23 protein-coding genes are annotated in these 24,903 nt (G+C 73.8%); 14 read left to right on the forward strand and 9 right to left on the reverse strand.

Annotated elements, in window-relative coordinates:
- The first annotated feature begins 220 nt into the window (after positions 1-220).
- Positions 221-676 carry an SPW repeat protein gene (locus HCN08_RS08310; RefSeq protein WP_167982257.1) on the forward strand — a complete coding sequence of 152 codons (456 nt, stop codon included), beginning with the start codon at positions 221-223 and terminating at the stop codon, positions 674-676.
- 104 nt (positions 677-780) lie between these two features.
- Here HCN08_RS08310 and HCN08_RS08315 read toward each other — a convergent pair whose 3' ends face one another.
- Positions 781-1,047 carry a DUF6295 family protein gene (locus HCN08_RS08315; protein WP_167982258.1) on the reverse strand — a complete coding sequence of 89 codons (267 nt, stop codon included), beginning with the start codon at positions 1,045-1,047 and terminating at the stop codon, positions 781-783.
- A 6-nt stretch (positions 1,048-1,053) separates the two neighbouring features.
- The gene (locus HCN08_RS08320; protein ID WP_167982259.1) at positions 1,054-1,851 is read right to left on the reverse strand and encodes a dienelactone hydrolase family protein; all 798 of its coding nucleotides are present in this window, start codon (positions 1,849-1,851) and stop codon (positions 1,054-1,056) included.
- 49 nt (positions 1,852-1,900) lie between these two features.
- Between HCN08_RS08320 and HCN08_RS08325 the strand changes: the two genes are divergently transcribed.
- Complete coding sequence (locus tag HCN08_RS08325) at positions 1,901-2,470, forward strand: MarR family winged helix-turn-helix transcriptional regulator (RefSeq protein ID WP_167982260.1); 570 nt, start codon at positions 1,901-1,903, stop codon at positions 2,468-2,470.
- Between the two features lie 151 nt (positions 2,471-2,621).
- Entirely contained in the window at positions 2,622-4,283 is a 1,662-nt protein-coding gene (locus tag HCN08_RS08330) for an MFS transporter (protein WP_167982338.1), read from the forward strand.
- A gap of 73 nt (positions 4,284-4,356) precedes the next feature.
- Here HCN08_RS08330 and HCN08_RS08335 read toward each other — a convergent pair whose 3' ends face one another.
- The 3 genes from HCN08_RS08335 to HCN08_RS08345 all read right to left on the reverse strand — a co-directional run bounded on the left by HCN08_RS08335 (position 4,357) and on the right by HCN08_RS08345 (position 6,864).
- The gene (locus HCN08_RS08335; protein ID WP_167982261.1) at positions 4,357-5,283 is read right to left on the reverse strand and encodes a Dyp-type peroxidase; all 927 of its coding nucleotides are present in this window, start codon (positions 5,281-5,283) and stop codon (positions 4,357-4,359) included.
- Positions 5,284-5,354: 71 nt separating this feature from the next.
- Positions 5,355-6,536 carry a baeRF3 domain-containing protein gene (locus HCN08_RS08340; protein ID WP_206318520.1) on the reverse strand — a complete coding sequence of 394 codons (1,182 nt, stop codon included), beginning with the start codon at positions 6,534-6,536 and terminating at the stop codon, positions 5,355-5,357.
- Between the two features lie 151 nt (positions 6,537-6,687).
- Complete coding sequence (locus HCN08_RS08345) at positions 6,688-6,864, reverse strand: hypothetical protein (RefSeq protein WP_167982262.1); 177 nt, start codon at positions 6,862-6,864, stop codon at positions 6,688-6,690.
- Positions 6,865-7,051: 187 nt separating this feature from the next.
- Between HCN08_RS08345 and HCN08_RS08350 the strand changes: the two genes are divergently transcribed.
- The 5 genes from HCN08_RS08350 (at position 7,052) to HCN08_RS08370 (ending at position 11,140) form a co-directional block, all read left to right on the forward strand.
- Positions 7,052-7,420, forward strand: coding sequence for a hypothetical protein (locus HCN08_RS08350; RefSeq protein WP_167982082.1), 369 nt, complete (start codon positions 7,052-7,054; stop codon positions 7,418-7,420).
- Positions 7,421-7,524: 104 nt separating this feature from the next.
- Complete coding sequence (locus HCN08_RS08355) at positions 7,525-8,034, forward strand: SigE family RNA polymerase sigma factor (protein ID WP_167982263.1); 510 nt, start codon at positions 7,525-7,527, stop codon at positions 8,032-8,034.
- Between the two features lie 348 nt (positions 8,035-8,382).
- The gene (locus HCN08_RS08360; protein WP_167982264.1) at positions 8,383-9,210 is read left to right on the forward strand and encodes a hypothetical protein; all 828 of its coding nucleotides are present in this window, start codon (positions 8,383-8,385) and stop codon (positions 9,208-9,210) included.
- A 186-nt stretch (positions 9,211-9,396) separates the two neighbouring features.
- Positions 9,397-9,681: a Sec-independent protein translocase subunit TatA gene (gene tatA, locus HCN08_RS08365; protein ID WP_167982265.1), complete on the forward strand. Its 285-nt coding sequence runs from the start codon at positions 9,397-9,399 to the stop codon at positions 9,679-9,681.
- Positions 9,682-10,072: 391 nt separating this feature from the next.
- Positions 10,073-11,140, forward strand: a complete 1,068-nt coding sequence (locus HCN08_RS08370; protein ID WP_167982340.1) for a PucR family transcriptional regulator — start codon at positions 10,073-10,075, stop codon at positions 11,138-11,140.
- A 24-nt stretch (positions 11,141-11,164) separates the two neighbouring features.
- Here the strand turns inward: HCN08_RS08370 and HCN08_RS08375 are convergent, their stop codons facing one another.
- On the reverse strand, positions 11,165-11,695 hold the full coding sequence (locus tag HCN08_RS08375) for a MarR family winged helix-turn-helix transcriptional regulator (protein WP_167982266.1): 531 nt from the start codon (positions 11,693-11,695) through the stop codon (positions 11,165-11,167).
- A gap of 103 nt (positions 11,696-11,798) precedes the next feature.
- Here HCN08_RS08375 and HCN08_RS08380 point away from each other — a divergent pair, with 103 nt between their 5' ends.
- The 4 genes from HCN08_RS08380 to HCN08_RS08395 all read left to right on the forward strand — a co-directional run bounded on the left by HCN08_RS08380 (position 11,799) and on the right by HCN08_RS08395 (position 20,122).
- A complete protein-coding gene (locus HCN08_RS08380; RefSeq protein ID WP_167982267.1) occupies positions 11,799-12,350 on the forward strand; it encodes a YceI family protein in 552 nt (183 codons plus the stop codon).
- A gap of 220 nt (positions 12,351-12,570) precedes the next feature.
- Positions 12,571-13,323, forward strand: coding sequence for a hypothetical protein (locus HCN08_RS08385; protein ID WP_167982268.1), 753 nt, complete (start codon positions 12,571-12,573; stop codon positions 13,321-13,323).
- A 29-nt stretch (positions 13,324-13,352) separates the two neighbouring features.
- Entirely contained in the window at positions 13,353-15,413 is a 2,061-nt protein-coding gene (locus HCN08_RS08390; protein ID WP_167982269.1) for an SPFH domain-containing protein, read from the forward strand.
- A gap of 89 nt (positions 15,414-15,502) precedes the next feature.
- Positions 15,503-20,122 carry a DNA repair ATPase gene (locus HCN08_RS08395; protein WP_167982270.1) on the forward strand — a complete coding sequence of 1,540 codons (4,620 nt, stop codon included), beginning with the start codon at positions 15,503-15,505 and terminating at the stop codon, positions 20,120-20,122.
- Between the two features lie 54 nt (positions 20,123-20,176).
- On the opposite strand, the gene HCN08_RS08400 is transcribed toward HCN08_RS08395, so the two are convergent.
- Positions 20,177-20,755: a CGNR zinc finger domain-containing protein gene (locus HCN08_RS08400; protein ID WP_322974313.1), complete on the reverse strand. Its 579-nt coding sequence runs from the start codon at positions 20,753-20,755 to the stop codon at positions 20,177-20,179.
- Between the two features lie 395 nt (positions 20,756-21,150).
- Between HCN08_RS08400 and HCN08_RS08405 the strand changes: the two genes are divergently transcribed.
- Positions 21,151-22,320 (forward strand): MFS transporter, encoded by a 1,170-nt coding sequence (locus tag HCN08_RS08405; RefSeq protein WP_322974315.1) that lies wholly within the window; start codon positions 21,151-21,153, stop codon positions 22,318-22,320.
- A 106-nt stretch (positions 22,321-22,426) separates the two neighbouring features.
- Positions 22,427-23,293 carry a hypothetical protein gene (locus tag HCN08_RS08410; RefSeq protein WP_167982271.1) on the forward strand — a complete coding sequence of 289 codons (867 nt, stop codon included), beginning with the start codon at positions 22,427-22,429 and terminating at the stop codon, positions 23,291-23,293.
- Between the two features lie 57 nt (positions 23,294-23,350).
- On the opposite strand, the gene HCN08_RS08415 is transcribed toward HCN08_RS08410, so the two are convergent.
- Positions 23,351-23,944: a phosphatase PAP2 family protein gene (locus tag HCN08_RS08415; RefSeq protein ID WP_167982272.1), complete on the reverse strand. Its 594-nt coding sequence runs from the start codon at positions 23,942-23,944 to the stop codon at positions 23,351-23,353.
- A complete protein-coding gene (locus HCN08_RS08420) occupies positions 23,941-24,651 on the reverse strand; it encodes a DedA family protein (RefSeq protein ID WP_167982273.1) in 711 nt (236 codons plus the stop codon). Before HCN08_RS08420 ends, HCN08_RS08415 begins: the two co-directional genes overlap by 4 nt.
- Positions 24,652-24,903 lie beyond the last annotated feature (252 nt).

Consider the following 24,903-nt stretch of genomic DNA (forward strand, 5'->3'; position numbering starts at 1 on the left):
TGAGCTGGCACTACGCGCGTCGTGGCGTGTGCCGCGTGTTGCGCCGTGTGTACTGTGGGTGAAAGGGGCAAAACATTCTGAACATATGTATTGCGTAAGTGGCCGGACAGGACCGGACGGACTTACGCTGAGTGAGGATGCGGCACTTCGGGGCGGAGACCCGGAGACATCCGTCGGCAGAAACGAACTGCAATCTGCTCACGCGAAGGAGGTGGCTGGAATGGCCACCGATTCGACTCACTCGACGTCGCAGATAGACACCCATCCCGACTTGATGGCACTGCGCGGCCGTTACGCCGAGGCGTCTGCGAAGCCGATCTCGGGGCTGATCGAGGGCCTCTGCCTGTTGACCGGTCTCTACCTGGCGATCTCGCCCTGGGTGGTGAACTTCCAAGGCTTCGCCGGACTGCGGGTCAGCAACCTGATCACCGGTATCGCACTGGCCGTGCTGGCGATGGGCTTCGGCTCGGTGCTGGAGCGGACGGTCGGGCTCGGCTGGGTGGCGATAGCCATCGGTGTCTGGACGATCATCGCCCCGTGGGCGATCGCCGGACCCAACGCCGCTTTCACCCACACCATCGTCAACAACGCGATTGTGGGTGGTGTGGCCATTGCGCTTGGGCTGGCCACAATGGGGCTTGGCATGCTGGGAGGCCGCAAGCGCCACGCGCGCTGACGCCTGCCGCGTGAGCAGGGGCGCGGGGTTCTCCACCCCGCGCCCCTGTCCCTTGCCCGCACGGGCTCAGCCGGTGACCGTGAAGGCCCGGCCCGCAGCGGGGCTCAGACCCGCATCTCCACCGGCACCGCCGCCAGCGCCGCCTGGATCGCCTCCACCAGCCGTACCGCCGAGTCGGCGGTCAGCTCCACCGCGACCCGGGCCGAAGGCCCCCTGCTGGGGTCGGTGAAGTCGATGTTCAGCGTGTGCTCGGCCATCGCGTGCACGGGGTGGTCGAAGTAGACGGTGATGTCCGAGACATGGAACCACTCACCGCCCGCGCCCTTGGCGCTGCCGTCGATGACGTCCTTGATCGTCGTGTACGTGCACATGTCCGCTCAGCCCTCCGCCGCCAGGTGCTTGCCGTAGAAGGCGGCGATACGGGCCCAGCCGTCATTGGCCGCCGGGACGTTGTAGGCGGGGCGGTTGGGGGCGAAGAAGCCGTGGCCGGCGCCCTCGTACGTGTGGAACTCGAAGTCCTTGCCGTGCTCGGTGAGCAGCCGGCCGAGCTCGGCGACCTGCTCCGGGCTCGGGTGCTGGTCCTGGTCGCCGAACAGGCCGAGCAGCGGCGCGGACAGGTTCGGCAGGTCCGGCAGCAGGTTGGTGACCTTCAGGTTCAGGCCCGGCGGCACCTCGCCGACGACGAAGGCGCCGTAGCAGTCGACGGCCGCGTCGATGTCGTCCAGCCGGCAGGCCGCGAGCACCGACTGGCGCCCGCCGGAGCAGTGGCCGATGACGCCGACCTTGCCGTTGGCGTACGGCAGGGAGCGCAGATACGCGGCGGCGCCGGCGACATCGCCGACCAGGCGGTCGTCCGGGACGCCGCCGTTCGCGCGGGCCACGGCCGCCGCGTCGTCGGGGGACGCGCCGGGGGCCTCGCGGCTGTAGAGGTTGGGGCAGATCGCGTCGTAACCGAGTTCGGCGAAGTGCCGGACCATCTCCTTGGTCTCCCGGTCGTACCCGGGCATGTGGTGGATGACGACGACACCGCCGCGGCTGCGGCTGCCCGCGGGGCGGGCCAGGTACGCCTCGATCTCGTCGCCCTCGTGACCGGCGATGGCGGTCGTCGTGGCGAAGAGCGAGCCGGGGGAGGTGTCGGGGAAACCTGCGGGGGTGGGGGCAGATTCAGCAGTCATGGCGCCAGCTATACCATAAGGCTGGACTGATCAGTTTATACTGATGGTTATGGCGGCCAGCAGCTCGGACGAACACCAGGCGCACGGAGAGCCCGCGGCGCACCCGGAGCACCGGGAGACCGCGGTCCCCGCGCCGGCGGCTCCTGCGGCCCCTGAGGGGCCCACCGGCCATACGCCCGGCCAAGCGCCCCCCGCACCCCCCGCCCGCATCGCCGCCGACCTGCGCGCCGCGCTCGGCCCCCTCGTCCGCCGCCTGCGCCAGTTCCGCCCCGACGGCGAACTCACCCTCTCCCAGACCTCCGCCCTCGTCCGGCTCGACCGCGAGGGCCCGGCCACCGCCTCCGAGCTCGCGGCGGCCGAGGGCATACGCCCGCAGTCCATGGCCACGATCGTCAGCAGGCTGTACGAGCGCGGCCTGGTCACCCGCGAGCCCGACCCCGACGACGGGCGGCGCATCGTCGTGGCGCTCTCCGACGCCGGCCGCGAGGGCCTGCGCGGCGCCCGGCAGGAGAAGGCCCGCCGGCTGACGCACGCCATCACCGAGGAGCTGACCCCCGAGGAGCAGGCCGTGCTCGCGGCAGCCCTCCCCCTGCTGGAGAGGATCACCCGACGTGTCTGAGCCCGCCGCCGGCCCCGGCGGAGCGGACCGCCACCCCGACCGCCGTCCCGACCGCCACGCCGACCGCCGCCCCGACCGTGCCGACCGCCCCGACCGCCCCGACCGCCCCGACCGCTACAAATGGGTCGCGCTGTCCAACACCAGCCTCGGGATGTTCATGGCCACGGTGGACTCCTCCATCGTGATCATCTCCATGCCGGCGATCTTCCGCGGCATCCACCTCGACCCCTTCGCCCCCGGCAACATCAGCTACCTCCTCTGGATGATCATGGGGTATCTGCTGGTCACCGCGGTCCTCGTGGTGACCCTGGGCCGGCTCGGCGACATCGTCGGCCGGGTGAAGATGTACAACCTCGGCTTCGTCGTCTTCACCCTCGCCTCCGTCGCGCTGTCCTTCGACCCCTTCCTCGGCGGCTCCGGCGCGATGTGGCTGATCGCCTGGCGGGTGGTGCAGGCGCTCGGCGGCTCCATGCTCATGGCGAACTCCGCCGCGATCATCACCGACGCCTTCCCGGCCCGGCAGCGCGGCATGGCGCTCGGCATCAACCAGATCTCCGCGCTGTCCGGGCAGTTCATCGGCCTGATCCTGGGCGGCCTGCTGTCCGCGTGGGACTGGCGCGCGGTCTTCTGGGTCAACCTGCCCGTCGGCATCGTCGGCACCATCTGGGCCTACCGCTCGCTGCGCGAGACCTCGGCCCGCACCCACTCCCGTATCGACTGGTGGGGCAACCTCACCTTCGCCGCCGGGCTCGGCGCGATCCTGATCTCCATCACGTACGGCATCCAGCCCTACGCCGGCCACACCATGGGCTGGACCAGCCCCAAGGTGCTCGCCGGGCTCATCGGCGGGGCGGTGCTGCTGGTCGCCTTCTGCGTCATCGAGTCCCGCGTGGAGCAGCCGATGTTCCACCTCGCGCTCTTCCGCAACCGCGCCTTCGCCGCCGGCAACGCCGCCTCGCTGCTCGCCTCGGTGGCCCGCGGCGGGCTCCAGTTCATGCTCATCATCTGGCTCCAGGGCATCTGGCTGCCCCTGCACGGCTACGACTTCGCCGACGCGCCGCTGTGGGCCGGCATCTTCCTGCTCCCGCTCACCGCGGGCTTCCTCATCGCGGGGCCGGTGTGCGGATGGCTGTCCGACCGCTACGGGGTGCGCTTCTTCACCACCGGCGGGCTCGTGCTGTTCAGCCTCAGCTTCATCGGGCTGCTGCTGCTCCCGATCGACTTCCCCTACTGGGCGTTCGCGCTGCTCATCATGTGCAACGGCATGGGCTCGGGCATGTTCTCCGCGCCCAACACCTCGGCGATCATGAGCAGTGTGCCGGTCACGCACCGGGGCGCGGCCTCCGGGATGCGCTCGACCTTCCAGAACAGCGGCATGTCGCTGTCCATCGGCATCTTCTTCTCGCTGCTGATCGTCGGGCTCGCCAACCGGCTGCCGTCCGCGCTGTCGGCCGGGCTCCAGTCGCAGGGCGTCCCGGCGGCCACGGCCGCGCACGCGGCGTCACTGCCACCGGTCTCGACGGTCTTCTCGGCCTTCCTCGGCATCAACCCCATCGACACGCTGCTCGGCCCGAGCGGGGTGCTGCCGACGCTGCCCGCGCACAACAGGGCGGTGCTCACCGGCAAGGAGTTCTTCCCGCACCTGATCTCCGGGCCCTTCCACCACGGCCTGCTCATCGTCTTCGCCGCAGCCGCCGCGATGGGCCTGCTCGCGGCGACCGCGAGCCTGCTGCGCGGCACCCCGGGCCTGCGCCCCGACCAGACGACCCCGGTCGACAAGCCGGCCGGCGAGCCGGCCGACCGGCGGTCCTGACCCAGAGGACCCGGAGGGCCCGGAAGATCCAGGAGCCCCAGGAGCCCCAGGAGCCCCAGAAGACCCAGGGGACTCAGGAGTCCTTCTCGTCCCCGCCCAGGTCGTCGAGGAAGTCGCCGGTGGGCGCGAAGAACAGCGTCCCCGTCACCGGGGTGGAGAAGTCCAGTATCCGGTCGTGCGAGGTGTCGCCGTCGCCGAGGAACATGTGCCGCAGCATCTCCTCGGTCACGGCGGGCGTACGCGCGTACCCGATGAAGTACGTGCCGAACTCGCCGCTGCCCGGGTTGCCGAAGGGCATGTTGTCGCGCAGGATCTTGCGCTCGGTGCCGTCGGGGTCGGTGATGGTGTTGAGCTCGACGTGCGAACCCGGCGTGCCGGTCTCGATGTTGGTGAGCTTGCGGCGGCCGACGATCCGTTCCTGCTCCTCCACCGGCAGCCGGTTCCACGCGTCGAGGTCGTGCAGGTACTTCTGCACGATGACGTACGAGCCGCCGGCGTGGGCGGCGTCCTCCACGCCGATCAGCACGGCGTCGGCGGCCTGCTCGCCCACCGGGTTCTCGGTGCCGTCGACGAAGCCCAGCAGGTCGCGCTGGTCGAGGTAGGAGAAGCCCTGCACCTCGTCGGCGACGGTGACCGAGCCGCGCAGCCGCGCCATGATCTCGGTGGCCAGCGAGAAGCACAGGTCCTGGCGGGTGGCCCGGATGTGGAAGAGCACGTCGCCCGGCGTCGAGGGCGCCACGTGCCGGGCGCCGCGCAACTCCCGGAAGGGGTGCAGCTCCGCGGGGCGCGGGGCGTCCGTCAACCGGCCCCAGGCGTCCGAGCCGATGGCCGCGACGACGCTCAGCTCGCCGGCCGGATGCCCGAACCCGATGGCCCGTTGCAGGCCGGACAGGTCCGCGAGGAGGTCGCGTACGACGGCGTCGCCGCCGGGGTCGACGGTGACGACGAGGAAGTGGGACGCGGTGGTCAGCGGGCTGAGGACGGGCTGCGGCGTCGGCATGCCCACCATCGTGGCACGTACACCCGCCCCCCGGACGGCGGCCCGGCATATGCGCGAGCCGCCCGTGAGCGTCAGAAGCGCAGTACCGCCGCGACGCCGCCGGCCGCTTCGAGGGTGCCGTCGGGCACGAACAGCACCCGGGAGCCCGCCTCCACGGCGTTCTCCACCAGCTGCTCCACGACGTCCGTCGCCACGTCCATCGTGTCGGCGGGCCGGTGCGCGTCCTGCCGCGGATCCGGCAGCGTCACCGGCTCCGGGTAGGGGACGACCTCCAGCAGCCGCCCGTCACCGCCGATCCGGCCGGCCACCGCGAGGCTCTCCTCCACCACCAGCAGCTCGATGCGCTTGTCCGCCGCGGCGGTCCACACCTCCGGCGGGCCGCCGGCGTACAGGCCCGCGCCGCGCGCCGCGCCCAGGTCGTCCATGGCCTGCGCCACCTGCCGCTCGCGGAACTCCCGCAGCAGCGGCGCCAGTCGGCGGGCGAGATCGGGCGCCGGGTCCTTGTCCATGCCGGTCAGCGGCAGCACGCCGGCGATCCGGTCGCGCCGGGTCGTCAGGGCCGTGAAGAAGGACACCGCCTTCTCGCTGCCGACCACGAACAGCGGCAGCGCCGGGAGTTCGTCCAGCGCGGCGGCCAACCGCCGGTCCACGGTGCGCAGATACTGCTTGACCCGCTCGTCGTGCCCTTCGTACGGCGGCGCGTGCGGGATCGGCCCGGGCAACGAGTCCTCGGGCGACGGGATGCGCGGCGGGTCGGGGAAGCCGTACCGCGTCACCTCCGTCAACTCCTCGACGGAGCCCAGGTGCAGCCGGCACATCTCCTGGTCGAGGACCAGCACCAGATACGGGTGCGAGCGCTGCTCGGCGGCCACCGCGTACCGCGTCAGGAACGCCGTGGCGAACTCCACCCGCGGCTCTACGGCCGGCGACGTCAACTGCCACACCTGCACCGGCTCTCCGGCCGCGAGGTGCACCACCAGCGCGCCGGAGGGGTGGAACGGGAACCCAGCGTCCTCCACGACGTCCGGGTCCAGCACGTGGTCGCGCAACTCCAGCCGCGCGTCCCGCGGTACGTCGGGGTCGTCGGCCAACTGCCGCCGGGCCTGCACGACCAGGTCACGCAGCAGGATGCGGTCCTTGTCGCCGAAGGGCCGGTCCGGATCGGTCGGCATCGCCAGCGTGATCGCGGGATACGGCCGTGGCCTGCGCAGGTCGGCCAGGATGTCGGGTGTCAGGTCGGACGTGTGCACCATGCCACCTCCGCGACGCGCGCGAGTGTGTGTGGGGTCGGGATTCTGGTCTGGGGGCGGGGGCCCCGCGCCGGCGGACGGCGTACGGACGGCGTCCGGGCCGCGCACGGGGCCGGGGCCGGCCGCGGGGCCCGCCCGCCGGGTCGGGACCGGCTCAGGGGGTCCAGTGGCCGTCGGACTGGCGGCGTTCGTGCGGCCGGCGGCGCTTGGTGCGCGCGGGGTCCTGGGGCTGCTGCTCCGCGTGCGGGATCTGCGTGTGGTAGTACAGCGGCTTGCCCTGTCCGCGTGCCGCCAGCCCGTGCCGGCCCTTGACCGGGGAGTTCTTGCGCATGTCCTTTCAGCTCCCTCGCCTAGGAAAGCCCTGGTCCTGGCTGTTCGTTCGTAGTTTCACGCTACGCCCGGGCCGCGGCGACTGCGACCGAGTGGGCGCGGGCCATATCGACTAAAATGGCCAGAAGCGCCGGAATCACCAGCTGACGCCCTCCTGAGCCGGACATCCGTCCCCGAGAGGAGAAGCCATGGCGCACCACCACAAGTCCAACCGCGCGGTCGAGGGGAACCCGGACACCGGCCACAGCCGCGGTATGCCCGAGCGGCCCGACGACGACCGCCTCCAGGCGCGTACCGCGACCGACCGCCGCGAGGTGGCCGAGGACGAGCGGGGGCCCGGCCCGCGCCCTCGACGCGGGGCCGGCGCGCGGACCCGCCGCCCGGCCCCCGGTGAGGGCTCCGAGGCGCATATCGCCGACTGGACGCAGCGCCTGGTCGGCGAGGCGCCCACGCTGCCGCCCGACCGGGCGGAGGGGTTCGTCCACGACCTCTACTACGCCGCCCAGCGCGCGCTGGACAAGGAGGTCTGGGAAGCGGACTTCGAGCGCGACGAATAGCCCGGGGGGCCAAGCGAAGTTTCACGGTGCCCGGGGTGTAACACCCCGGGCCTCCTGACGCGTCAATGAAGTGAGAGCACGTCGTCGGGAGGGAGCCGCAGGCCGTGCGTACAGCACAGACGCAGGCGTACTTAGAATTCGCCCGGGCCCGTACCGGCCCCCTCTACCGTTCGGCGTGCCTGCTCACCGGCGGGGACACCCACCTGGCCGAGGACCTGGTCCAGGACACCCTCGGCCGGATGTACCTGGCCTGGGGCCGGTCCGCCCGGCTCGGCAACCCCGCCGCCTACGCCCAGACCGTACTCGTCCGGGCGTTCCTGACCCACCAGCGCCGCCGCAGCAGCACCGAGCGCCCCATCGCCGACCCCCCGGACCGCCCGGCCGGCCCCACCGGCGACACGACGCTGCGCGTCACCCTCCTCACCGCCCTGTCCCGGCTCACCCCGAAGGACCGGGCGGTCCTGGTGCTGCGCTACTGGGAGGACCGCAGCATCGAGGAATCCGCCGCCGCCCTCGACACCACCCCCGCCGCCCTCCGCACCCGCTGCACCCGCGCCCTCAACCACCTCCGCACCGAACTCGGCGACACCCTCCCCGACCTCACCCCCCACTGACCCATCCCCGGCAGAAAACCATCGACAACAGCCACGGCGGAGAGTCACCGGCAGAAAGCCATCGCCCGAAAGCCACCGGCGTGGGGAGGGCCCGATCCCCCACCCACCCCCGCCCCCACCGGCAGAAAGCCACCGGCAAAGGCCACCGCCGGAAAGCCACCCCCCGAACCCCACCGGCGGAAGGTCGCCGACGTACCGCCCGAGGGGCCGATCCGGGGGGTGCCCCCGCAGGACTGCGCACGACGGCCGGGCGCCGGATCCGCCCGAAGGTCGATGTGCGCAGTCCGAGGAGGTACCCCCCGGAGTGGCCCCGACCCCACCGACCCGCACACCACGTGAGGATCCCGCATGCCCGCGCACTTCGACGACGAGCTCGGCAACGCCCTGCACGCCACCGCCGAGACCTTCCACCCCGAAGACCCGCAGCGCCTCGTCGCCGCCGGCCACCGCACCGGCCGCAAGCTGCGCCGCCGCCGTACGGCCGTCGTCGCGGCCGGCGCCGCCACCCTCGCCGCCGTCGCCGCCGGCGGCGTGCTCGCCGGCACCGCCGGAAGCCCAGCCCACCGCGCCGGCCCGGCCGCCGCCCCCGCCCCGGCGACCACCACCGCCCAGACCCCCGCCCCCGCCCAGACCACCACCGCGCCCGCCCCGGCGACCACCCCGCCCCCCCACACCGCCCCCGTGACCGGCAAACAAATCAGCACCGTCCTGAGCACCCTGCTCCCCAAGGGCACCAGGACGACCAAGGTCGACTACACCGGCCAGGGCCCCGACTACGCCACCGCCGCGATCGTCGTGAACGACGGCCACGGCCTCGCCTCGGTCTCGGCGATCATCGAGTCCCAGGGCACGCTGCCGAGCTGCCCGACGGCCGGCAGCGGCGGCCCGGGCACCTCCTGCAAGCTCACCCACGTGGGCGGCGGCACCCTCTTCGTCTACAAGGGCTTCGAGTACCCCGACCACAAGGGCAACGTCAAGGAGTGGCTCGCGCAATTCGTCACGCCGGACGGCCACTCGGTCACCGTCAGTGAATACAACGCGCCCTCCGAGAAGGACACCCCCATCACCCGCACCAACCCGCCGCTGGACACCGCGCAGCTGACCGCCGTGGCCAGGGCCGCCGCCTGGAAGCCGCTGCTCGCGGCCCTGGAGCAGCCGAAGCCGTACGCCAAGTAGCCGCGCGGCCGTACGCTGGCACATCGTGCCGCCAGGCGCCAGACCTGGAGGGTCTTCCCGTTCACGCGCTTTTTGCGCATGCTTTGAGTACCCGGGTGCCGCCGTCGGCCGGTTCCGGGTGACAATGCGAAGTCGAGGCGTTCGACGTAAGAAGAAGCAGTCGGCCCTGAGTGAAACGAGGATCCCATGTTGCGAAACGGGCTGGAGCCGTGGCACCTGATCGTGGTGGCGATCGTCGTCATCGTGCTGTTCGGTTCCAAGAAGCTTCCGGAGGCCGCCCGCGGCCTGGGGAAGTCGATGCGCATCCTGAAGTCGGAGGCGAAGGCGATGAAGACGGACGACGCGGGTGCCGCGAGCGCCGCGCCGGCCTCCACGCCGACCCCGGCGCCGGACGCCCTCACCCCCAGTGAGGTCGTGACCGCCCAGGAGGCCGCCCCGACCGCCCAGCAGGCCACCACCACGGCGAAGTAACCGGAGCCCCCGAGGGGCCACGAGACAGCCCCCAGAGCGCCCCGAGACCCCGGACGGCCCGCCCGCCCGGGGTTTCGTGCTGCCCGAAAACGGCCCGTACCCCCCGAAAACCCCCGAGCACCCCCGCGCCCCCGGGGTGAGACGTTTCCGGGATCCGGCAGTTTTGATACGTTCATGGCGTCCGGCTTACGGAATTGCAGGCGCCGGCACGACCAGGGGTGGGGACGTGACTACGGGCACGGGCACGGGTACGCCGACGGGCGCCGGCGCGCACGCGCAACCGCACGGGCCGGGGACGCAGGGGGCAGCGGCGCACGGGCCGGCGGCGCACGCCCACGCCGTCCCCGCGGAATTCCTCGCCGGCTTCCCCGAATCCCTCGCCGACATCTCCATGACCGGCCGCGCCCTCACCCGCGCCGAGCGGGAGAGCCGCCGCGCGCTGGGCGAGCAGGCCGCCGACGCCGGGATCGGCCTGCGCGAGCTGACCGCCGGGCACCTGTCCGCCGCCCGCCGCGCATGGCTGCACCTGCCGGGCGTGGCCGGCGCCCGCGACGCCGCCGACCTGCGCCGTACCGGAGCCGCGGTGCTGGCGGCGCTGGAGGCGGGGGTGGCGGCGCTCGCCGAGGGCCACACCCGCGCGCAGCGGCACGCGGTACGCCGGGCGGAGGCGGCCCGCCGGGCCTTCGTCGACGACCTGCTCTACGGTCGCAGCGACCCGGGCCGTATCGCCGAGCAGGCCGAGGGCTTCGGGTTGCGGCTGGCCGAACGCCATGTCGTGGTCGTGGCGGCGCCGCCGCCGGGGGAGACGTACGACGAGGCGCACCCGCTGCTGCGCCGGGTCGAGCGCGAGCTGACCGGGCGGTTCGGCGACCACGACGCGCTCATCGCGCCCAAGGACGGCCGGCTGGTGTGCGTCGTGCCGGCCGGGCAGGCGCCGGTCCTGGAGGTCTTCCTGAAGCTGGCCACCGCGGACGCCGGGCCGGCGGCTGCGGGGGAGCGGGGCGGTCCGCCGCGGGGCGGCCGGGTCGCGGTGAGCCGGGCGCACAGCGGCGCGCCGGGTGTCGTGCGCTCGTACGAGGAGGCGCTCAGCGCGCTGGACCTCGGCGACCGGCTCGCCCTGGACGGGCGCGTCCTGCGCGCCGCCGACCTGCTGGTCTTCCCGGTCCTGATGCGGGACAGGGCGGCGATGACGGACCTGGTCCACTCGGTGCTGGGCCCGCTGGAGCACGCCCGCGGCGGCCCCGGGCCGCTGCTGGAGACGATCTCCGCCTACGCCGCCTCCGGCCACGTCAACGCCGAGGCCGCCCGCCGCCTCGACCTGAGCGTGCGCGCCCTGGCCTACCGGCTGGAGCGCATCGCCGACCTCACCGGCTTTGACCCCGTCGACCCCCTCCAGCGCTACACCCTGGAGACCGCCGCGCTCGGCGCCCGCCTCCTGGACTGGCCGGGCAGCGGATAGCGGGGCTCACCCGCCCAGCGGGGCTCACTCGTCGCAGGGGTCCTGCGTGTCCTCCGCGTCCTGCGTGTCCTGCGCGTCCTCCGCGCGGGCGGCGTCGCACGCGGGCTTGAGCCCCGCGCTGATCGCCAGCCCGATCTCCCGCAGCGTCCGGAGCTGCTCGGGCGTGAGCACGTCGAAAAGGTGCTCGCGGACCGTCGTGACGTGCCCGGGAGCCGCGGCGGCCAGCGCCGCGAAGCCCTCGTCCGTCAGCGAGCACACCCATCCGCGCCGGTCGCCGTCCGCGGGACGCCGCTCGACCCACCCGTTGCGCTCCAGCGCGGCGACCGCGTGCGACAGGCGGCTGCGGGAAGACAGCGACGCGTCCGCGAGTTCACTCATACGGAGGCGGCGGTGCGGGGCTTCCGAGAGGCGTACCAGGATCTCGTAGTACGCCATCGGCATCCCGGCGTGCTGCCGCATCTGCCGGTCCACGTGCGCGGCGAGGGACACACTGGCGGACAGGTAGGCCCGCCAGATCTCCTGCTCGTCCGCGCTCAGCCAGCGCACATCGTCCATATGTTCAGTATAGGGTGGTTGAACTCTCAACACCAGCGCGGTACAGTTACTGAGTTCTCAACCACCCTCCACTTTGACGGTTCCGTCCAAGGAGTTTCCCGCCATGAGCGCAGACACCGCAGTGATCGACGGCTACGTCGCCGGTACGTGGACCATCGACACGGTGCACTCCGATGTGTCCTTCTACGTCCGCCACCTCGGTGTCTCGAAGGTCCGTGGCCACTTCGCCACCTTCGAGGGCACCATCGTCACCGCCGAGGACCCGCTGCAGTCGTCGGTCAACGCGGTGATCAAGACCAGCTCCGTCTCCACGAACAACGAGACCCGTGACGCGCACGTGCGCGGCGAGGACTTCCTGGACGTCGAGAAGTACCCGGAGATGAGCTTCACCTCCACCGCGATCCGCCCGCAGACCTCCGAGCTGTTCGAGGTCGACGGCGAGCTGACGCTGCACGGCGTGACCAAGGCCGTGACGCTGACCCTGGAGCTCAACGGCTTCGGCAAGGGCTTCGACGGCAACCCGGTCGCCGGCTTCTCCGCCGCCACCGAGATCAGCCGCGGCGACTTCGGCGTGACCGGCGGCGCCGCCGGTGCCGCGGTCAGCGACAAGATCAAGATCGCCCTGGAGATCGAGGCGGGCCTCGCCCAGTCCTGACCCTCGCCGGGCCCGCCCCGGCCCCCGCGCAGGTCGCACCCACGGCCGCCGTCCGCGCTGAACCGCGCGGACGGCGGCCGTTCGCGTTCGGTTCCGGTACGTTCCGGACGTGATCGCCCGGTGAAGTCTGCCGGGAAGCGGCAATGCCGCGCGGCGCCTCCTCCTGCCACGATCACTGCGGCGGTCGGACCGCGGCGAGACGGGGGAGGCGAACGGGGACATGGGGGAGTTCACCGGAGTCGTTCTCGGCTTTCCGACCGTGGTGTTCACCGGCGGCCTCGTGGTCGTGGTGCTGTTCTGGGCGATCGTGCTGGTCGGCGCGGCCGACGCGCACGGCCCCTGGCACCACGCCGGAGGCGCCGGCGGACACGGGGGAGACGGGGGACACGGGGGACACGCTGGTCATGGCGCCGGGGGGCGCCATGACCACGTCACCGCCGGGCACGACGCGCATGACGCCCACGGCTCCGGGGGCCTGCTGGCCGCCGCCGGGCTCGGCGGGGTGCCGGTCACCGTCGTGCTGTCGCTGCTCGTCGCCGTCGCCTGGTTCCTCAGCCTCGCCGGCTCCGCCGCGGTCCACTCCGCGAGCGGCCTGCCCGCAGCCGTCCGCGCGCTGCTGTACGCGGCCGTGGCCGCCGCCGCGCTGACCGGCTCCTGGTGCGCCACCTGGATCCTGGTACGGCCGCTGCGCCACCTCTTCCCCGACGTGAGGCCGCCCTCCCGGGAGGACTTCGTCGGGCAGCTGTGCGTCATCCGCACCGGCACCGTCACCGCGCGCTTCGGCCAGGCCGAGGTCACCGCGACCGACGGCTCCACCGCCGTCGTCCAGGTACGCGCCGACGGGACCGGCACCGGCACCTTCACCGCCGGCAGCACCGCGCTGCTCTACGACTACGACCCCGAAGGCGAGTTCTTCCGGGTCGCGCCCTTCGACGCGCCAGGGGGCGCGTCACCCGACACGTTCACCACCTGACGCCAGGTGACCTGACCTGAGGATCCGCCATGGATGCCACTGCCATAGGGATCGGTGTGCTCGTCGCCGTTCTCGCCCTGATCGCCCTCGGAGTGTTCTTCACCGTCGGCCGGCTCTTCCGCAAGGTCGAGCAGGGCCAGGCGCTGATCATCTCCCGCACCCGCCAGGTGGACGTCACCTTCACCGGCGCGGTCGTCCTGCCGGTGCTGCACAGCGCCGAGCTGATGGACATCTCCGTCAAGACCATCGTGATCCAGCGGGTCGGCCGCGAGGGCCTGATCTGCCAGGACAACATCCGCGCCGACATCCATCTCACCTTCTTCGTCCGGGTCAACAAGACGAAGGAGGACGTGATCAAGGTCGCGCAGGCGATCGGCACGCAACGGGCCAGCCACCAGCAGACGTTGCAGGCGCTGTTCAGCGCGAAGTTCTCCGAGGCGCTCAAGACGGTCGGCAAGCAGCTGGACTTCGTCGACCTCTACACCCACCGCGAGCACTTCCGCGACCAGATCATCCAGGTCATCGGCACCGACCTCAACGGCTACCACCTGGAAGACTGCGCGATCGACTTCCTGGAGCAGACCCCGCTCACCCAGCTCGACCCGGCCAACATCCTGGACGCGCAGGGCATCCGCAAGATCACCGAGCTGACCGCGATCGAGCACGTACGCACCAACGAATACCAGCGCACGGAGGAGAAGGAGATCACCCGGCAGAACGTCGACGCCCGGGAGACCATCCTGGAGCTCGAACGGCGGCAGTCCGAGGCGGAGATCAGGCAGCGCCGGGAGGTCGAGACGCTGCGGGCCAAGGAGGAGGCGGCCACCGCGAAGGTCGCCGAGGAGGAACGGCTGGGCGCGCAGGGGGCGTTCCTGCGCACCGAGGAACTGCTGGGCGTGCAGCGGGAGAACCAGGCGCGGGAGATCGCGGTCGCGCAGAAGAACCGCGAGCGGGTCATCGCGGTGGAGAACGAGCGGATCGAGAAGGACCGCGTGCTGGAGGTCATCGCACGCGAGCGGCAGACCGAACTGGCCCGGATCTCCAAGGAGAAGGAGGTCGAGGGCGAGCGCCGGGAGGTCGCGGACGTGGTGCGCGAGCGCATCGCGGTCGAGCGGACCGTCGCCGAGCAGGAGGAGTCCATCAAGGCGCTGCGGCTGGTGCAGGAGGCCGAGCGCGAGCGGCAGGCGCTCGTCATCACCGCGGAAGCGCAGGCGCAGGAGCAGCTGGTCAAGGACATCAAGGCGGCGGAGGCCGCCGAGCAGGCCGCGCAGCACCGGGCGCGGGAGGCGCTGACCATGGCAGAGGCGCGCAAGGCCGCGTCCGAGCTGGACGCGGCGGCGAAGGTGCGGCTCGCGGAGGGACTGCGCGCGGAGGCCGCGGCGAACGGGCTCGCCGAGGTCGAGGTGCAGGAGCGCAGCGCGGCGGCGATCAGCAAGGTCGGCGCGGCCGAGGCGCAGGGCATCGCGGCGCGGCTGAAGGCCGAGGCGGAGGGCGCCCGGGCGAAGGCCCTCGCCGAGGCCGAGGGCACGACCGCGCAGGCCGCGGCGGAGGCGGCGCTCATCGGCGAGCGGCTGAAGGCGGAGGCCGCGGGCCTGACGGAGAAGGCCGCGGCGATGGCCGCGCTCGACGAGGCGTCCCGCGGCCACGAGGAGTACCGGCTGCGGCTGGCCGCCGAGAAGGACATCCGCCTCGCGGGCCTGGACACCCAGCGGCAGATCGCCGAGGCCCAGGCGACGGTGCTGGCCACGGGCCTGGAGAAGGCGGACATCCAGATCGTCGGCGGCGAGGACGTCTTCTTCGACCGCCTGCTGGGCGCGGTGTCCGCGGGCCGCAGCGTCGACTCCTTCGTCGGCAACTCCGAGACGGTACGCACCCTGGGCGCCGACTGGCTCGACGGCTCGGGCCGCTTCACGGACGACGCGACGAAGGTCTTGACGGCGCTGGCCGCCGGCAACGGCGGCGCGAACGGAAACGGCAACGCGGCGACGGTACTTGCCGCACTGCTGAGCCAATTGCAGGGCGGTAAGCCCTCGTTGGAGCAGGCCCCGGCGGCGGCCGGCGCCGCGGCCAACGGCACCGCGAAGAAGTGAGCGGGGCGGACGGGATGCACACGGAGGAGGGCCCCCAGCCCGCGGGCCCGGGCGCCGCCCCGGGCCCGGGTGAGGCTCCCGGGGATGGGTTGGACGCTGACGCGTACGACCTGCTCAGGGGGCGGCTGCACGCTCATGCTCGGGAACTGGCCGGGCGGGCGGAGGGGTTGAACCGGGCGCGGCAGGGGGTGTTCGGGGGCGGGGAGATGCGGCTCGCGGGGGCCGAGCGGATCGGGACCGTGCAGCCCGCGCTGCCCGCGGACGTCGCGCCCGTCGCCGGGCGGCTGCTCTTCGCCGCGAACCCGACGGAGGTCGCCGACGTCGGGGACGTCTTCGCCTGGCGCGAGGGCGACGAGCCCGTACCCGGCCTGCTCGACGACCCCCGCTTCGTCCGGGACTTCCGCGAGCTCTACCGCTACTACCGGCAGACCCGGCTGCTGCGGCTGCGGGTCCAGGACGGCCGGCTGCTGGCGGTGTTCGGCACCGGGCCCGCCGCCACCGACGTCAAGGCGCTCGCGTGGCGCACGGACGAGGCCGCGGGCACCTGCCGCTACGAGGGCACCACCCGCGACACCGCCGAGGCGGACGGCGGCGCGTACGCCGTGCGCTGGACGGCGGCCGGCCGCGAGGCCCATGTGCCCGGCCGGCACCCGCACCTGGCGATCGGCGGCGTCACCGTCGACCCCACCGGCGGCACCCTCACCATCACGGTGGGCGGCACCGTCCACGAGGAGCCCGTCGAGGACGCGTTGCAGTCCCTCGCCGACGCGGACGTCGGCCACGCCGCCGTCGAGCCGCTGCTGCTGCTCCGGATCCGCCCCTACCACGAGGACGCCGACCGCTACTTCGCCGTCAACACCCGCACCGAGGAGGTCGAACGCCTCGACGCCCTCGGCCAGGCGTGCCTGCGGCTGCCGGAGGAGCAGGGCGTCGTCTTCCCCGGCGGCTACGCGCTCGCCACCGGCGGCACCCGCACGTTCGACCTCGAAACAGCGGGCGTGCGACTGGACTTCGAGCGCATCGTGCGCTCCGCCAACGGCGAGGACGTGCTGTACGTCTTCCACGCCGAGGGCCGCCGGCTGCTGCTGCCGTACAACCTCATCCGCAAGGAGGTCGCCGCGCCGCTCACCGCGCAGGGCTGCGCGCTCTACGACGACGGCACGCTCCTGACGCTGCGCCCCGCCGACGCCGGCGAACCCGGCCGGGTGCACACCCTCCAGCGCTGGCAGACGCCGTTCGTCGCCGACACCTGGGCCGCCGCCCACCCGGCCGGCGACGGCCCGCTCGCCCGCATCGGCAACGCCGACCTCGTCCGGGCCGTCTCCGACGCGCTGTCGGTGGCCCGCGCGGCCCTGGAGACCGCGCCGGGCGCGGCGGTCTACGAGGCGCTGGCCGCATCCTGCGACCGGGTGCTGGACCGGCACCACTGGCTGTCCGACCTGGACGTCTCCGGTACGCAGGCCCTGGAGGCCGGCCGGCAGGACCTCGCGGCGCCGCTGCTCGCCGTACGGGACACCGCGCGGGCCGTGCTCGCCGAGTACGCCCGGGTCAGGGAGGCCACCGCGCGGGCCGCGCAGGCCGTCGAGGACGCGGGCACGCGCATCGCCGGGCTCGTACGGCGGTTGCGGGGCGAGGCACCGGCGAGCGCCGCGGAGTGGGTCGAACGGCTCGGCGAGATGCGCGCCGCGCAGGGGCGGTTGGTGACGCTGCGGGAGACGCGGTACGCCGACCTCGGCCGGCTGGACGAGCTCGTGGCCTCGCTCACCGAGGAGTTGGCCGACGCGGCGGCCCACGCGGCGGAATGCTTCGCCGGCGAGCACGCCTTCGACGGCTTCGCCCAACGCGCCGCCGAACTCGCCGAGCAGGCGGCGGAGTTGCAGACCGCGGCCGGCGGGGACGCGCTCGGCGCCGCACTGGACGAGCTGGCCGGCGGCCTCGGCACCGTCACCGAGACCGCCGCGACCCTGGAGATCGCGGATGCGACCGTACGCACCCGGATCCTGGCCTCCGCGGCGGACGTCCTCGGCGCCGTCAACCGGGCCCGGGCCGTGCTCGACGCCCGCCGCCGGGAACTGCTCGGCGCGGAGACGGCGGCCGAATACGCCGCCGAGAGCGCGCTGCTGGCGCAGAGCGTGAGCGGCGCGCTGGCCGCGGCGGACACCCCCGAGGCGTGCGATCTGCACCTGGGGCGGCTGCTGGTCCAGGTGGAGAACCTGACGACCAGGTTCGCCGCCGACCCCGAACGGCTCACCGCGCTCGCCGAGCGCCGCGACGAGATCCAGCACACCCTCACCGCCCGCAAGCAGTCCCTCGCCGACGAACGCGCCCGCCGCGCGGCCCGGTTGGCGGCCTCCGCGGACCGCATCCTCGACACCGCCCGCCGCCGCGCCCAGGCGCTGGACTCCGCGGACGAGGTCAACACGTACTTCGCGGCGGACCCGCTCATCGCGGAACACCGCCGGATCGCCGCGGAGTTGCGCGCCCTGGGCGACCCGGCGAAGGCGGCCGAGCTCGAATCCGCCCTCGCCGCCGCCCGCGAGGACACCGCGAGGTCGCTGCGCGACCGCCACGACCTCTACGAGGACGCCGGCGCGACCATCCGGCTCGGCCGCCACCGCTTCCCGGTCAACACCCAGCCCCTCGACCTGGCGCTCATCCCGCACGGCGACACCCTCGCCTTCACGGTGACCGGCACGGATTACCTCCGGCGGCTGGCCGACCCGGCTTTCGCCGCGACCCGCGCCTTCTGGTCCCGCCCGCTGCCGTCCGAGACGCCCGACCTCTACCGCGCGGAATACCTGGCGGCGAGCCTGCTCCTGAGGGCCCTCGCCGAGGGCGCGGGCGGGGAGCCCGCTGGGCTCGTGCGGGATGCCGTGGGGCGGCGGGTGGACGAGGGGTATCAGCGGGGGGTGCACGACCGGGACGCCGTGGCCGTGCTCGGCGCGTTGGCCGAAGCCGCCGCCGGGGCCGGGCTGCTGCGGTATCCGCCCGGGGTGCGGGCCGGCGCGCAGGTCTTCTGGGCGTACGGGACGACGGCGGAGGGGCGGGCCGCCTGGACGACCCGGGCCCGGTCGCTCACCCGCGCGGCGGCGTTCGCCGGGCGGGCGGGGGCCGGGGGCGGGGCGTTGGAGGCGCTCGCCGGGGAGATCGGGGCCGTCGCCCGGGAGTTCCTGGCCGGAGCCGGGCTCGGCGGGCTGGGGCAGGAGGGCGGGGTGGATCTGCTCGGGGAGTACCTGGTCGCCGAACTCGCCGACGAGCGGCCCGGGTTCGTCGTAGGGCCGGCCGCGGAGGAGGTCGGGGCGCGGTTCGCCGCGGAGTTGGGCGGCGCGGACGCCGTGCCGTACAAGGACGTGCTCGGGGATCTGGACGCCCTCGGCGGTGACCTCGCCGCGCGCTGGCAGCTCGCCCTCGGCTGGCTCGGGCCCTTCGCGAGCGCGCACGGCGACCACCTGGAGGCCGCCGCCGCGCTGCTGTGCGGCACCACCCGCTACCCGGCCGGCGGCGACGTCCGGCTCACCGTCGAGGGCCTGCTCGGCTCGCACCCCCGCGTCGTCGACGGCACGCTCACCCTCCGCCTCGACGAACTCCTCACCCGGGTCCGCCGGTTCGAGGCCGAGGAGCTGCCGGCGTACCGCGCGTACCAGCGGCAGCGCACCGCGCTGGTCAGCGCCGAACGGGAGCGGCTGCGACTCGACGCGTGCCGGCCGCGCCCGCTCACCGGCTTCGTCCGCAACCGGCTCATCGACGAGGTGTACCTCCCGCTCGTCGGGGACAGCCTCGCCAAGCAGTTCGGCACCGCGGGCGGCCTGCTGATGCTGCTCTCGCCGCCCGGCTACGGCAAGACGACGCTCGTCGAATACGTCGCCGCCCGGCTCGGGCTGGCCCTGGTCACCGTCTCCGGCCCGGCCCTCGGCACCGGCGTGACCTCGCTCGACCCGGACCGCGCCCCGGACGCGACCGCCCGACGCGAGGTCGAGAAGCTGGACTTCGCGCTCTCCCTCGGCTCCAACGTGCTGCTGCACCTGGACGACATCCAGCACACCTCGCCCGAACTCCTCCAGAAGTTCATCCCGTTGTGCGACGCGACCCGCCGCATCGAGGGCGCCGGCGGCACGTACGAGCTGCGTGGCAAGCGCTTCGCTGTCTGCATGTCGGGCAACCCGTACACCGAGTCGGGCCGGCTCTTCCGGGTGCCGGACATGCTCGCGAACCGCGCGGACGTCTGGAACCTCGGGGACGTGCTCACCGGCAAGGAGGAGGTCTTCGCGCTCAGTTACGTCGAGAACGCGCTCACCGCCAACCCGGTGCTCGCCCCGCTCGCCGGCCGCGACCGCGCGGACCTCGCCCTGCTGCTGCGGCTCGCCGCCGCCGACCCCACGGCCCGCGCGGACGCGCTCACCTACCCGTACCAGCCGGACGAACTCGCCTCGGTCGTGGCCGTGTTGGGGCAGGCGCTGCATGTGCGGGACGTGCTGCTCGCCGTCAACGCGGCCTACATCGCCGCCGCCGCGCAGGACGCGGACGACGAGCCCTTCCGGCTCCAGGGCTCCTACCGGGACATGAACCGCCTCACCGCCCGCCTGCACCCCTCGCTCACCCGGGAGGACGTCGACGCGCTGATCACCGACCACTACCGCGCCGAGGCCCACACGCTCGCCTCGGGCGCCGCGACCGCGCTGCGCCGCCTCGCGGCGATCCGCCCGGCGTAGGGGCCGCTACGGGGGCCGTCACCGGGGCCGCTGCGGGGCCGCTAGGGGGCTGGCTCAACGGGCCTGGCGGGCGCGGAAGGCCGCGGCCTTCGTACGGTTCTGGCACGCGGTGGAGCAGAACTGGCGGGCGGCGTTGCGGGAGGCGTCGGCGTAGACGCGGTCGCAGCCGGTGGCCGCGCACACGCCGAGCCGGCCCGCGAGGCCGCCGCCGAGCACCATCGCGACGCCGGTCGCGCAGCCGGCGCTCCACCCCACGGCGAAGGAGTCGTCCCGGCCGTGGAAGTGCACCCGCCACTCGCCCGTGCCGCCCTCCGTCTCGAACTTGTCGAGCTGCGGCCGGGCCCCGTTGGCGTCCAGCAGCGCGTTGAGCGCTTCTGCCGCGTCGTCCGTCCGCCCGCCGGCCAGCGCCTCGAACACCTCCCGCAACGCCCCCGCGGTCCGCCCCAGCCGCGCGATCTCCCCCTCGGCGAGGACCTGCCCGGCGGGCAGCCCCAACGCCTCCGCGAGCGCGGCCCCCAACTCGCCCCCGCGCGGCGCACGATACGGCCGTCCCCGCGCGGCCCCGTCCGTGGCGATGTTGACCAGCGCCGCGGCGGAGGCCAGCAGCACCTGCATGTGACTGTCGAAACGCACTTGACCGGTTACTCCCTCGGGCTTAACGTCATACCTGACGATACCGCTTACGCCAGTGACGAGGGGAGCTCCCGTATGCCCAGCCCCGCCCCCGCGACCCTCCGGGCGCGCAGCCGCCCGGCCCCCGGGGGCGTGCCCTCGCGGGTCGGGGCCGGCCCGGCGGTGGGGCGGGCGGCGGGAGGCGTGTCCTCGCGGGTCCGGGAGGATTCCGCGCCGTGCCGGGCGGCCGAAGGCGTGCCCTCGCGGGTCGGGGCCGACCCCGCGCCCGGCCGAGCGCCCGCAGGTGTGCCCCCGCGAGTCCCGCCCACCCCCGCGCCGGGCCGAGCGCCCGGGCGCGGGGCGCCAAGGGTGCCCGCCCGGCCCCCGGGTGCGTGGCCGGGCTCAAGGGGCTCCGGGTGACGTTGCCGCGCCCCGTGAAAGTGCTGCTGGTCGCGCGGGTGGTCAATCGGGTCGGGGCGTTCTCCGTGCCCTTTCTCGCGGCGCTGCTCGCGGCGGATTATCACGCCGGGCTCGCGTCCGCCGGGGTTGTCGCCGCCTTCTTCGGGGTCGCCTCGATTCCCTCGCGGCTGGTCGGCGGGCGGCTCGCCGCCGGGCTCGGGCGGCGGCGGACGATCGTCGCCGGGCTCGTCGGGTGCGCGCTCGCGCAGCTCGGGCTCGCGGGGGCGGGCTCGCTCCCGGTCGCCGCCGGGTGCGCGTTCGCCCTGGGGCTGGTCTTCGAGCTGTACGAGCCGCCGAGCCAGGCGCTCATCGCCGAACTCGCCGGGCCCGGCGGCCAGGAGCGGGCGTTCAGCCTCTTCAACGCCGCCCTCGCGCTCGGCGGCATCGGCGCCGGGCTGCTCGCGGCGCTGCTCGGGCGCTGGGACCTGCGCTGGCTCTTCGTCGCCGACGCCGTGAGCTGCCTGCTGTGCGCCCTGCTCGTACGGCTCGCCGTCCCCGCGGACACCCGCCCCCGCGACCGGGACCGTACCGCCTCCGCCGCATCCCCCTGGCGGGACCCCGCGCTGCTGCTCATGCTCGCGCTCGGCACCGGATACGCCCTGCTCTACCTGCAGATCGTCACCGCGCTGCCGCTCAGCCTGCCCGCGCGCGGGCTGCACACCGCCGACGCGGGGCTGCTCTTCACCGTCTCCGCTGCGGCCGTCGTCGCCGGCCAACCCCTGCTGCGGCTGCGGCGCATCGCCGCGCTCGGCACCGCGACCGGGCTCGCCCTCGGCCATCTCCTCATCGCCGTCGGGCTGTTGGGCTACGCCGCCGCGACCACCCTCCCCACCGCCGCCGCGGCCACGATCCTCTGCGCACTCGGCGAACTCCTCGTCATGGGACGGGCGTACGGCGCCGTCGCCGCCCTCGCCCCGGCCGGCCAGGCCGACCGCTACCTCGCCGCCTTCGGCACCTGCTGGGGCTTCGGCGGTGTCGCCGCGCCGCTCGTCGCGACCCAACTCCTCACCCACGCCGGCCCCGTGGCCCTCTGGACGACCCTCGCCGCCCTCTCCCTCACCCTCACCGCCGCCCACCTCACCCTCCACCGCCCGGCGCCGACCCCGGAGTTGACGCCACCGAGCTGAGCGCCGCCGCGGCCGTACCGCCGAGCCCGTGCGCGACGCCGCAGGTTCATGCGGGGCCCATCTGGTGGGCACCCCGCGGATACCGGTCGGCGGAAACGTCATGGGCATGGCCACTACTTCCTCTCGCGCCCTCGGGGCGGCCGGCGCAGCCGGTATCGCGCTCGCCGCGGCGTTCACGCTGCTCGCCCCCGCCACGCCGGCCTTCGCGGACTCCGACGCCAAGCCGACCTACGAGGTCAAGATCGACCTCACGGCGAGCGCGCTGGACTCCTCCCACGCGCCCCTCGCCGCCGTCAAGTCGGCGTTCGGGATCTCCGGTTCGGCGAAGGCACGGTCCTACGAGTACTTCGACACCTCCGCGCTGGGCCTCAACGCCCAGGGCTGGGACGTCCGGTTGCGGCACAAGTCCGGCAAGGACTTCGAGGAGAGCTACAAGAAGCGTTTCCCGGTCACCGGCGGCGACATCGGCGCCGCCCTCGACGAGGCGAACGACGCGGGCTTCGACAGCAGCGACACCAACTACGACGCCGAGGTCGACTGGGGCTACTCCAAGCAGACCCTGAGCTTCAGCAACGAGAAGAGCCACAGCGGCAGCGGCTACTCCGGCACCACGCTGCCCGCCGCGAGCACCGGCCGCTCCTGGCTGGTCGGCGAGATCCCCGGCAAGCTGGAGGACTGGAACTCCAAGAACTGGGGCAAGGACACGCTCTCGGCGTCCGCCGCCCACGGCCCCGTCACCTCGCAGGTGTGGGAGGGCGCGTGGGAGTCCTCCGACGACGCGAGCATCGAGGTGCTGCCGGTGCGCAACGCCGCCGGCACCGGCACCGAATACGTCGTCGAGGTGTCGTTCAAGGTCGACGACTACGCCGACGCCGCCGACCTGCACGCCGACGCGATCTCCGTCGCCGACGCGCACGGCTGGCTCTACCACGGCGACATCCTCAAGACGCAGCTCATCCTCGACCGCTACTGAGCCCGCCGTCCCCACCGCTGTCCCGCGCCGGGGCCCGTCCGGGAGGCCGGGCCCCCTTCACACCGGCGCCGCGGACAGCAGCGAGCGCAGCCGGGTCCCGCGCAGCCGCACCACCGCCGGCGCGGCCCGCCGCGAGGCCAGGGCCAGTGGCCAGGCCACCAGCGCGCCCAGCGCCAGCGCCGCCAGCACGTCGTGCGGATAGTGCACGCCGATCCACACCCGGGACGCCCCCATGAGCAGCGCGAGCGGCAGCGCGTACAGCCCCGCCCGGCGCCAGGCCGGCAGCAGCGCCACCGCCGCTGCCGCGGCGATCGCGGTGTGGTTGCTGGGGAAGGCGTAGTCGCCGAGCGCCGGGCACGCCTCCAGCGTCGCGGTGTGCAGCGTGCGGCAGGGCCGCTGCTCGGCGACGGCCGACTTCACGCCGTCGTTGACGAGGAAGACGGCGGCGACGACGAGCGGCACGCACAGCGCCGCCGCCATCCGCTCGGCGTCCCCGTGCCGGGCCCGCCACCACGCCAGCAGCATCAGGGCGGCGAAGAGGCCGAGGCCGTAGTCGCTGAAGGCGCGCACGGCCTCGTCGAGGGGCTGCGGGGTGCGCTGGGCGAGGTCGGTGATCCAGCGGTACGCGCCGGCGTCCACACGGGAGTTCACCGTCCCTCCCGCGTGCCGGCCGGGACCTGCGTACGGTCCGGGGCGGGGCGGGCGCGGAGCAGTTCGCGTATCAGGGGCGCCGGCGAGGCCAGGACGATCAGGGCGACGATCGGCAGCAGGTACGTGTCGACGTGCGGGACCGACGAGCCGAGGCCGTACCCGGCGAGGACCAGGCCCGTACTCCACACCGCCCCGCCGGCGACCTGCCAGCGGGTGAAGACGCGTACGGGCACGCCGAGCGCGCCGGCGAGCGGGTTGAGGACGGTGCGGACCACGGGGACGAAGCGGGCCAGGACGACGGCCTTGGCGTGGCCGTAGCGCTCCAGCAGGCCGGCGGCGCGGGCGGCGCCCTCGTGGAGCCTGCGGCTGCGGCTGCGGGCCAGCAGCGCGGGGCCGGAGCGGCGGCCGAGGACGTAACCCGTCTGGGCGCCCAGCAGCGCGCCGGCCAGGGCGGCGAGGAGGACCTGCCACAGGGAGAGGTGGACGGTGCCGGAGGCGCCATGTGCGCCGGGGACGCACAGCAGGCCCGCGGTGAACAGGAGGGAGTCGCCGGGGAGGAAGAAGCCGATGAGCAGGCCGGTCTCGGCGAACATCACGACGGCGATGCCGAGCGCGCCGAAGGAGGACAGGAGGGAGGTGGCGTCGAGGACGTTCACCGCCTCGTTCACCGCCTCGTTCAGTGCGAGGTTCACGGTGGGCAGGGGCATGACGGGGGAGCCCTCTCATAATGGGGTCCGGTGGGGCGCCGCCGGTCACGTCGGTGGGGCGCCACTGCCGACTACAGTCATGTAGACGGTCTACAGCACTGTAGACGAATGAGCGGGAAGGAGCGATTCCATGCCGGAGGCTCACGGGGGCCGTGCGGCTCGCGGGGCTCGCGGGGCGCGTGCCGCCCACGCGCCCCAGCCGGCCCATGAAGCCCGGGAGGCCCACGAGGCCCCCGAGGCCGCGGCCTCGGC

The organism is Actinacidiphila epipremni, assembly GCF_012034175.1.
Lineage (GTDB): Bacteria > Actinomycetota > Actinomycetes > Streptomycetales > Streptomycetaceae > Actinacidiphila > Actinacidiphila epipremni.